Here is a 6,041-nt window from a genome sequence, read left to right as displayed (position 1 = left end):
AAGTGGAGCAATCCCGATGCGTCGCATATGCGTTAAGTTAATTTTGCTAACACGAAAGCTGCAGCGCAGCGTTGCACTTATTAGCAACGAACACAGGAATGAATGGAGGTGCAGCGCACCGGTAATATACATCGCCTCCCAAAAGATTCCCGCCGCGCTGCGGCTAACAGCAAGTTCCTGAACGCTCCTGTTACAATGATTTGCGGCGCGCTGCGCCTTTTGCTATCAAAAAATCAGGTCTTTTTTGGGCCCAAACTCGTATTCGTGCTACATTGTAAGGCAATAGACCTCCTTTTAACCTGACGCACATGGGATGGCGATCGGGACAAAAAGGTACAAGAGCGCAAAGTTTCTGCACAGATTTTGAAGCATCAGTAACTTTTTTCATGCAGCATTTGGGCGAGCCTTTGCCCGAAGTCCAGCATTATTTGATGGGGCGCCGGGTTCAACAGCAAACCCTATTTAAAAGAACGTAAAGGCGCCGCAATGGTCACACTGGCCGTAAATATTGAGCATGAAAAGGATTTACCTGTATTGATACCATGCTCTACGGCACCAGGATCACGTGAAATAATTCTGGGTAGAAGTTTTCAGGACGGGATCCGGTTACGGGGTCTGCCGCATCTTTTCCGGTTCCGACAGACACCCTATAACCGCTCAGCCATTAATGGGTAAGGGCAATGGGTATTTTAAGAACCCCAATCCTGTAGCGATGCAATACGCTTAGGGATCGATTGCATTGTTAATAGGCAGGTCCGAAACGGAGCCTGCTTACTCTACCAGGTAAATGATGCGGAGGGTGGAGTCTTTTATATTGTACTGTTCTATAGTTGGTGTTTTTACTTTAAGCTGTTTTTCGGCAATATAGTCATCCAGCGTTTTGTAGGCAAGGTCTTTCAGGGCCGGGTCGTCTTTGATGCCCGCTTCGATGGTTTTGGAGGCAGGAATACGGATCAGTTCCTCCGGGGTTTGCAGCTGCGGACGGAATCCTGCCGGAATTTCGATAGCCGCTGCTACATCGCTTTGCAGCTCTTTTTGATCTTTTTTGTAAAAAAGACCAATACGGAGCGGCGTGGCAGCACTATCTTTCAGGGTGTAGTGCTCCAGGTGGTGAAAATGCGTGTTAAAAAAACCGGGAAGGTCTGCCCAAAGCACCCGTTGTTTAATGGCAACATACTGGGTTTGTGGGAAATGAGCGGTAACAATCCCGGGCGCGTTCCTGTCTTTAACAGGCGATTTTTCAATGATCAGCTTCAGGGCCTGTAATCCTTTTTCAAAGTCGGCGCCTTTTTCCTTTTCCAGGCTGTAAAACAGGTTAAACACGTTCCAGGGTTTTTTAGAAGGGATGGTAAAGGTCCAGGTAACGGTGGTGCCGCTGTCCCGGGCCTGTAAATCGAACCGGGAATCGGCTTCCAGCTTCTGTGGTTCCATCAGGCTGATGTGATGGGTGATCTGCTTTTGGGGCTGCAGGCCGGTGAGTGCAATTTTCCCTTTACCGGACAGCAATGCATTGCCTTCCCACATTATGGTGGTACCTACCTGCCCATCCGGCAACCGGTTGGTGGTGTAGCGGATAGAAGAATCGGACTGTCCCCAAACAGACCAGTTATTGAAATTTTGCAGGAGGATCATCTGGTCGTATACTTTTTTTACCGGGGCCTTGATGACAATCGATTTAACCACCTCTTGCTTATCCGGCGCCAGGAGCGAGAAGACAAATAAGGAAACGGCCAAAAAAACAAGGAACAACAGGATCCCTCTGATAACCTTCATACGTGCTTTTTGGACGCAAAAATAGATACTTAAACGGAAGTCCGGTTGCCACAGATGCACGAATATTTTTATGCATGGAATAAAACGGCATTGAATCCATGCGTTTTTGGGGTAATGAGCAGCAACCTTCTCCACCCGGGCGTACAATCAGGAGGCGTCCAATATACCACCGCATTTTTTGAAACTATTGTTTATTAAACCGTCTCGCCCTGAAAAAACCTTACAGTTTTAAACACGTAGGTATTTTTTTACCGTATTGCGCGAAGCACCAATGTCCCTTGCATATAAATGTGAAAACGCTTTTTTACTTCCATATTCATATACTACCGCTACCTGCATGTTCGCCATATTACATACGGTTTGACTTTATGAGCTTTCTATCCGATATAAAGGTTGTTGTTGTGTGTTGTTGTTCAATTCAAGCATTTCCGATTAAAAGGATGCCGTTAAGTACCTGACATTATCCGTTTGAACATTTCTTACTAATCGAGCAGACTTATTCAACATTGATTCCAATGTTGAATAATTTAAAGTGTAATTTAATCACATTTTTGCATATTATAAAGTGCATTAATTAGAATGATTAGCACTTTCAATCATGCAGTTTTATCCGCACTTTACCTATCCAATCTTTCTCCTTACTCTCCTCCCACCAAATGTACCACCACGCTTACCTGCTGCTCCGGGTGTTCGGTGGCATCTACCCGCTGCACCACGGCCATAAACCCATTCCACCCTAGTTTCAATAACTTATAAATAATGGTATTGTTAGTTTTGGGTACATATCCCAACTTTATGGTTTCATAATACAAGGCAACGGCTTGTGGGTCATATTTATTGTCTGCTTCCAACTTAAGGGTTAGAGCCACTCCGGGCTTTAGCTGCTCAAAAGCTAATGCACCATCCCAATAGGTAAATCCGGCTATATTAAAATGTGCCAGATATTCTCTTTGCAGTTTTGTTTCCATCTTTTTAAAAATTAAAATTCTCTTGTATGTTTATTATTGATTTTGGCCAAGAGGAACCTTTGATGAAGTTTTTCATGCCCCTTTGTGTAATTTTGGCCTGAAAAATTTCATGTCGGTTTGATTCAAACACAAAACTATTACCCGTTACTGCCAACTACCGTCAGTCCAAAAATTTCTTTCGTTCGGCCTTTAAAAATTCTTTGAAAGCTTTAGGCTCCAATACATTGACCTCACCTGGCAAGCTCATCACAAAACGTCCGATGCCCCGATAACCGGCTACAGGAATCGTTAACCGGTACCAACCGTATTCTTCTTTGATATGTTCCGCGCACAAAGGATATTCTTCAACCAGCAAGTTGAAGGCTTTCAGGCTAAGTTTTGCCACTACTTTCGCTATAGGAGCGGGGGATGCAATTCTAAAGGCATCTGTAAAATCGATCTTATGTTCGGTTTCATGTTCCCAGCTTTTTTCTGTGGTTTCTATCCTCTGTATGCGGGCCAGTTTAAACTGTTTACAACGTTTGCTTTCCAACTCATAACACCAAATGGCCCGGTAGTCTGGCAAATAATCAAAAGGCTCTACCTGTCTGTTAGCTATTTTGTCACTGTTAGAAGAACGATAGTTTTTCAAAACAACCTGTTTTTTGTTTCTGATCGCATTACTTAGGCTATGAATTTTAGTCAGCTCATCGCTCTGCTGTATTTTGGCTAAGGCATTGTAATCATATAATACATTCAATTTCCGGATGAGTTGTTCTTTTATTGGAGAAGTGCCTTCTATCAGTGCCAGGGTTTCTTGTATAATCAATACTTCTTCTTCTGTAAAATGCATCAGATTTTGCAGCGATCGTGTAGCGGTGCCGTCTTTTTGTAACCGGTAACTGCTTTTATTCTTTTCCAGAATAAAGCCGGATGTTTCCAGCGTTTCTAAATACCGGTAAATGGTCCTTTCGGAGCTTTCCATAATATCTTTCATCTCCTGCAGGGAATGCCAGCGTTTGCCGGCCAATAACATTAAAAGCCTTAACAACCTTAGCATTTTTTGCTGATCCATATCTGCTTTTTTTATTTCACCACTTCCACAAACCCCATCCCCTGTGCATTATACCCCCCCGTATTCAGCAGCACTTCCTCAAATCGCTTCTCTGCCGTTATCTTCAACCCCAAATTTAACCACCCGCGGATCTTTGTTTCTTCCGGTTTCCCGTATTTTATAGTAATTAAACGGGATTTAAAGGGTTGTTTCATGGATATGACCTCCATTAACAGGACTGCTGTTGCAGTAGTGGCCTCATCTAACAGGAGGCTATTTTACCCTGCCAGTTGTAAATAAGGCTTTCGGTAAACCGGGGATCTTCAGGCGGCAGAAAATCATAGATGCCCCTTTCATCCGGGATACCGGCAACAATGGGAGAGAGCGGTTTTAGTTGGGTATAGATTAGCTCTTTGTCTTTGATACTACAGTGGCAGGAAAACCAGCGTAAACCCAACCTGCTGCGCCCGGGCCGGAATAACTGGCTAACCGTACAACAGGAGCACAATCTTAGCCTGCTACAAGCCCGGATACAGGCCGGAGCCAGTTTCATCAAACCTACCCGGCGCTGGAGACCATGTATTATCATTACTATGAGAACGGGGAGCATTCCGTATCGCCCCATTTTGGCATCAAAACAAAGCGCTACAAACTCATCCGTTTTTATAAGCGGGTGGAGAGCTGGGAACTATTTGACCTGCAAAAAGATCCCAGGGAATTAAATAATATTTATCCCACGGCCCGCGGGCAAAAGCTTGCCGGGGAATTAAAAAAAACAATTGGCCGTGCTGATCGAAAAATATAAGGACAGGGAGGCGAGGGTTATTTTTGATAGGTAGATAGATTGAACTCCCTTTTATCAGCTTTTAGCGGTGCGTTTCAGCCGGTGGCCCTACTGGAGGCGGAGGCGCTACGCCCGGGGGAGTATCAATAGCCGGCGGCGTAACTGCCGGCGGATTTGCGATCGGTTTCCATTGAACCCCGGCAGGCTTCAACCGGGATTTGGGTATTGACCCGGCGTTTCGTGCGCGCTTCATTAAAGGGAGCCCCCAAAGGGGGTTCCTCCATGTGCATGCGATCACCATCAGGAGCTATATTTTTCATATTTAACCGGGCCCTAAGGGGTTTCCCTTTTTTTATTGCGGTAGCTGCGGGGTGCACAGCCCATATACCGGGCAAACTGGCGGTAAAAGAACTGCGGGCACTCGTACCCGCAAACGTACCCGATTTCATCAATATTCAGATCCGTTTCCAGCAGGAGGCCCGATGCTATTTTGATGCGGTACTCGTTCAGGAACCCAAAAAAAGGCTTGCCGGTAGCGCGGCTGAAAAACCGGGAAAAAGCCCCCTCGCTCATGTTTACATGCCCGGCTACTCCTGAAAGGGTTATTTTTTCCGTGTATTGCTCCTTTACAAACCGGTATACTTTTTCGATCCTTGTGGTACAGGTGTTTGGCGGTTTGGGCATATCCCCGCTGCTCAATGTTTCGAAGTTGCCGGCGGTGCCCAGGTGGTTGAGGAGCTGCAGCAGCAGAATGAGCTTTTCGAAGGGCGCCGCCGCCAGCAGCTCGTCTTTGCGGTTAATGATCTCTTTGGCCACATACCGGTCAAATTTGATGCCCCCGGCAGACCGTTTCAGCAGCTGCCGGATAGGCCCGAACTCGGTGATCTGGTCCAGGGCGCCGGCAAGGAAATCATCTTTCCACTGGATCACCAGCGAGGCGTAGGTATTTGTTCCCGGCCGGTTATTTTCCCAGCAATGAGGCACATTGGGCCCCATCAGCACCAGTTCATTTTCCTCGAAGCTTTCTACATGGTTGCCTACATAACGGGTACCGCCCCCCTTTATTACAAGGTTCATTTCATAATGGGCATGAAAATGCAGGTGTGGCGGCCATTCATCCTGATTCTTGACAAATGCGCGGAACTCCTGCTCGGGCCGCACCAGGATGCCTGAAGTAGCTGATTTCATATTACGACCAGGTATTAAAAAATAAAAAGTGCCGGCGATCATTTCCGGAGCAACCCCCGGTGCTTTTATTAAAAAAATACATGCTCTGCAAGCCTCCCGTATAAGCAGACCCGGTGCAAAGTCTTTTGCTTTGGTCTCCTGCCGGTTGCGCCGCAACCTGCCGGGCAACCGGCTTTTTTTGCGTGGCAGGGCTACCCGCACCTGCGGGCAACCGGGCCGCTTCCTTTACTGCAAAACGTTTCATCATGTTCCCTGCCGGATGCGCGGTAAAACAACGCATATCAAAAAAGGTTAC

General features: G+C 46.4%; 8 protein-coding genes and 1 pseudogene. 1 reads left to right on the top strand and 8 read right to left on the bottom strand.

Going from position 1 to position 6,041, the window contains the following annotated elements:
- Positions 1–771 precede the first annotated feature (771 nt).
- The 5 genes and pseudogenes from BLS44_RS20400 to BLS44_RS20385 form a co-directional block, all read right to left on the bottom strand.
- Positions 772–1,773, bottom strand: a complete 1,002-nt coding sequence (locus BLS44_RS20400) for an SRPBCC family protein (RefSeq protein WP_090392084.1) — start codon at positions 1,771–1,773, stop codon at positions 772–774.
- A gap of 638 nt (positions 1,774–2,411) precedes the next feature.
- On the bottom strand, positions 2,412–2,741 hold the full coding sequence (locus tag BLS44_RS20395) for an HIRAN domain-containing protein (RefSeq protein WP_090392083.1): 330 nt from the start codon (positions 2,739–2,741) through the stop codon (positions 2,412–2,414).
- A gap of 160 nt (positions 2,742–2,901) precedes the next feature.
- The gene (locus BLS44_RS20390) at positions 2,902–3,573 is read right to left on the bottom strand and encodes a helix-turn-helix transcriptional regulator (protein WP_245729316.1); all 672 of its coding nucleotides are present in this window, start codon (positions 3,571–3,573) and stop codon (positions 2,902–2,904) included.
- 63 nt (positions 3,574–3,636) lie between these two features.
- Positions 3,637–3,780, bottom strand: a pseudogene (locus BLS44_RS27225) (HTH domain-containing protein); the annotation flags it as partial.
- 26 nt (positions 3,781–3,806) lie between these two features.
- Positions 3,807–3,989 carry a hypothetical protein gene (locus BLS44_RS20385; RefSeq protein WP_090392081.1) on the bottom strand — a complete coding sequence of 61 codons (183 nt, stop codon included), beginning with the start codon at positions 3,987–3,989 and terminating at the stop codon, positions 3,807–3,809.
- Between the two features lie 362 nt (positions 3,990–4,351).
- On the opposite strand from BLS44_RS20385, the gene BLS44_RS20375 reads away from it, so the two are divergent.
- Positions 4,352–4,579 (top strand): sulfatase/phosphatase domain-containing protein, encoded by a 228-nt coding sequence (locus tag BLS44_RS20375; protein WP_245729314.1) that lies wholly within the window; start codon positions 4,352–4,354, stop codon positions 4,577–4,579.
- Between the two features lie 122 nt (positions 4,580–4,701).
- On the opposite strand, the gene BLS44_RS26665 is transcribed toward BLS44_RS20375, so the two are convergent.
- Genes BLS44_RS26665 through BLS44_RS26660 form a run of 3 tightly spaced genes read right to left on the bottom strand, consistent with a single transcriptional unit; the run spans position 4,702 to position 6,026 of the window.
- A complete protein-coding gene (locus tag BLS44_RS26665) occupies positions 4,702–4,878 on the bottom strand; it encodes a hypothetical protein (protein ID WP_176954498.1) in 177 nt (58 codons plus the stop codon).
- 13 nt (positions 4,879–4,891) lie between these two features.
- Positions 4,892–5,746 carry an AraC family transcriptional regulator gene (locus BLS44_RS20370; RefSeq protein ID WP_176954497.1) on the bottom strand — a complete coding sequence of 285 codons (855 nt, stop codon included), beginning with the start codon at positions 5,744–5,746 and terminating at the stop codon, positions 4,892–4,894.
- A 1-nt stretch (position 5,747) separates the two neighbouring features.
- Entirely contained in the window at positions 5,748–6,026 is a 279-nt protein-coding gene (locus BLS44_RS26660; protein WP_090392078.1) for a hypothetical protein, read from the bottom strand.
- Between the last annotated feature and the right edge of the window lie 15 nt (positions 6,027–6,041).

It is taken from the genome of Niabella drilacis (genome assembly GCF_900101395.1).
Classification (GTDB): Bacteria; Bacteroidota; Bacteroidia; order Chitinophagales; family Chitinophagaceae; genus Niabella; species Niabella drilacis.
This window is presented reverse-complemented; position numbering and strand designations above follow the sequence as displayed.

What these genes read in the sequence shown, in the direction of transcription:
- BLS44_RS20370 (WP_176954497.1), bottom strand. Translation starts at nt 5,746, where the DNA reads ATGAAATCAGCTACTTCAGGCATCCTGGTGCGGCCCGAGCAGGAGTTC.
- BLS44_RS20385 (WP_090392081.1), bottom strand. Translation starts at nt 3,989, where the DNA reads ATGAAACAACCCTTTAAATCCCGTTTAATTACTATAAAATACGGGAAA.
- BLS44_RS20390 (WP_245729316.1), bottom strand. Translation starts at nt 3,573, where the DNA reads ATGCATTTTACAGAAGAAGAAGTATTGATTATACAAGAAACCCTGGCA.
- BLS44_RS26660 (WP_090392078.1), bottom strand. Translation starts at nt 6,026, where the DNA reads ATGCGTTGTTTTACCGCGCATCCGGCAGGGAACATGATGAAACGTTTT.
- BLS44_RS20395 (WP_090392083.1), bottom strand. Translation starts at nt 2,741, where the DNA reads ATGGAAACAAAACTGCAAAGAGAATATCTGGCACATTTTAATATAGCC.
- BLS44_RS26665 (WP_176954498.1), bottom strand. Translation starts at nt 4,878, where the DNA reads ATGAAAAATATAGCTCCTGATGGTGATCGCATGCACATGGAGGAACCC.
- BLS44_RS20400 (WP_090392084.1), bottom strand. Translation starts at nt 1,773, where the DNA reads ATGAAGGTTATCAGAGGGATCCTGTTGTTCCTTGTTTTTTTGGCCGTT.
- BLS44_RS20375 (WP_245729314.1), top strand. Translation starts at nt 4,352, where the DNA reads ATGTATTATCATTACTATGAGAACGGGGAGCATTCCGTATCGCCCCAT.